Genomic DNA, 2,431 nt, shown 5'->3' with positions numbered 1-2,431 from the left:
CCCCGCCCCTCCTCACCGAACCCCCTGCCGACCTCGGAGAATGGCCTGCGCAAGAGCCTTAACGCGCTCAACACCGAGGCCGAGACCCTCACCGAGCGGTACAACAAGACCCGCGTCGAGCTGGGCAAGGCCGTCAAGGCCGAGCGGGCCGCGGCACGGACCGCCGCCACGCTGGAGGCGCAGGCCGCCCCCGCCCGCGAGCAGCTCGGCCGGCTGGCCGCCGCGAACTACATCAACGGCGCCCCCGACGCGATCTTCGGTTCCGGGCGCGGCGCGGACGGCCTGTCCGACACCGCCTACCTCGCGCAGAACCAGGCCACCGCCGTGGCTGCGCTGCAGAAGCAGATCGACCAGGCGGCGCAGGCGCAGCGCACCGCAGCGGCCACGACCGGCCAGGTCAAGCAGGCGGCCGCCCAGGCGCAGGCCGCCCGCGCGGCGGCCAAGGCCAAGGTGACGGAGGTCACCAGGCGGCTCGACAAGCTGACCACGACGCATATCAAGGACCCCAAGTCCGGTCTTTCCGCGACCGTGAAGGGCTCCGACCTGCCGGCCAAGATGGCCCGCAAGGCGCTCACCAAGCTCGGCTCGCCGTACGTGTGGGCCGCCGCGGGCCCGGGGAGCTTCGACTGCTCCGGCCTGGTCGTCTGGGCGTACGCGCAGGTCGGCAAGCCCGGCCTGCCGCACTACACCGGCGACCTGTTCTCGATGGGCCAGAAGGTCTCCCGGGGCTCGATGCGCTCGGGCGACCTGGTCTACTTCGGCGGCAACCTCCACCACATGGGGATCTACCTCGGGGAGGGCAAGTTCCTGCACGCGCCGCAGACCGGCGACGTGGTGAAGATCTCCAAGCTGTCGGACCGCTCCGACTTCGCGGGCGCCAACCGCATCGGCTGACCTGTCCGGAAAGGGCTCCCCGCAGCGCCGGAGGGCCCTTTCCGGTTTTAGGTCAGGTGATTCCGGTTTCGGCCAAAATATCGATAACAGGACGATCACCCGGAAGCCAGTCGACGTCGTACAGCTCGTCCGGGCCGAGCCAGCGGAGCGCGAGGTGCTCCAGGGCCCTCGGCTCGCCCGCCACGATCACGGCCGTCCACACCCGCAGCAGGCTCCGCTCGCTCAGCCGCCAGTCCCCGCCGATCCTGCGGTCCAGCCGGATCTTGATGCCGAGCTCCTCGTGGCACTCCCGGACCAGGGCGTCCTCGTCGGACTCCCCCGGGTCGACCTTGCCGCCCGGCAGCTCCCAGCCGCCGGCCAGGTGCGGCGGCTCCGCCCGCTGGGCGCTCAGCAGCCGCCCGTCCGAGATGATCGCCGCGCCCACCACAACGAGATCGATCGCAACCACCCTCCTTCTGTTCCGGGAGGCCGCCCCCCGGCGTCCCCTCGTGTCAGTCTGAGACGGGGAGCGGCGCCGGACCGGTTCCGGCCGGGCGGACGGCCTCCACGATCCGCGTCGCGTCCCGGACGATCTCCTCAAGGTGATCGCCGTGCGCGCCGCGCCAGTAGACCTGCCCGCAATCGGCGCACTGCCCGTAGACGTCGTAGCTGCGCCGCGTGCCCGCCTGCAGCTCCCGCTCGATCTCCCGCTTGTCGACCTGGACCAGTTCCCCGTTGCAGGCCGTGCACCGCGTCCAGGGCAGCAGGACGGGCGCGAACCGGTCCAGCAGGTCGCGGAGCTGGTCGTCGGGCCGGGAACCGCGCACGTACGCACCGAACCACAGCGCGCGGCGGCGGAGCAGCCCGCGGTCCTGCGTCAGCAGAACGCGCCGCTCCTCGTTGGCCTGGACGACCAGCGCCGGGTCGTCCATGTCGTTGTGGTAGGCGGTATCCAGGCCGAGCAGGCGCATCCGCCGCGCCAGCGTGCCCAGATGCACATCGAGCAGGAACCGGGGCGCGACCTGCCCGGGCTCCAGCGGGACAGGCTGCGGCCTCGGCACCGGCCGCACGCACACCTCGTCCCCGGCGGCCGGACGGAACGAGGAGGCGACGCGCTCGCCGCGGACCGTCATCGGGCCGGCCTCGGGCAGCGGCACGCCGAGCGACTCCACGAGATGCCCCAGCGTCGAGGTCCCGTCGTAGACCACGCGGCGTGTGGGCGCGCGCCGGGAGGCGGGCAGGAACATCAGCAGTTCGTCGGCGATCCGGATGCGTATCTCGGGCTCCACGCCGTCAGCATGCCATGCGTCCCCGAAGATCCCCGCCGGATTATCCACCCCTTCATCTCGCGTCAGGCGACGGTGGGCCGTCCGGCCGCCGACGCCCTGCGCAAGATCACCACCGTGATCGGCGAACGGCGGCTTCGCTGAGGGCCGCCCGGGCGCCGATCCCGGGATCCGCTCCGAACTCCCGGTGACACGATCGGCAATTTCCCCTGAAATGCCCCGTTCCACCCGTGACGGGCGGGGCGGGCCGGGGTGACACTCACCCCATGAAC

3 protein-coding genes are annotated in these 2,431 nt (G+C 72.0%); 1 reads left to right on the top strand and 2 read right to left on the bottom strand.

All coding sequences use genetic code 11. The features are described from left to right. Nucleotides 1–894: C40 family peptidase (locus E1298_RS46220; RefSeq protein WP_131903698.1), on the top strand; the 894-nt coding region annotated here is incomplete at its 5' end. A gap of 52 nt (nucleotides 895–946) precedes the next feature. Here E1298_RS46220 and E1298_RS46215 read toward each other — a convergent pair. Together E1298_RS46215 and E1298_RS46210 are read right to left on the bottom strand one after the other, a co-directional pair. Further along, nucleotides 947–1,333: a (deoxy)nucleoside triphosphate pyrophosphohydrolase gene (locus tag E1298_RS46215; protein WP_131903700.1), complete on the bottom strand. Its 387-nt coding sequence runs from the start codon at nucleotides 1,331–1,333 to the stop codon at nucleotides 947–949. A gap of 52 nt (nucleotides 1,334–1,385) precedes the next feature. Further along, entirely contained in the window at nucleotides 1,386–2,162 is a 777-nt protein-coding gene (locus E1298_RS46210; RefSeq protein ID WP_279499732.1) for a Mut7-C RNAse domain-containing protein, read from the bottom strand. Nucleotides 2,163–2,431: the final 269 nt, after the last annotated feature.

The organism is Actinomadura rubrisoli (assembly GCF_004349215.1).
In the GTDB taxonomy this organism is placed as follows: Bacteria; Actinomycetota; Actinomycetes; order Streptosporangiales; family Streptosporangiaceae; genus Spirillospora; species Spirillospora rubrisoli.
This window is presented reverse-complemented; position numbering and strand designations above follow the sequence as displayed.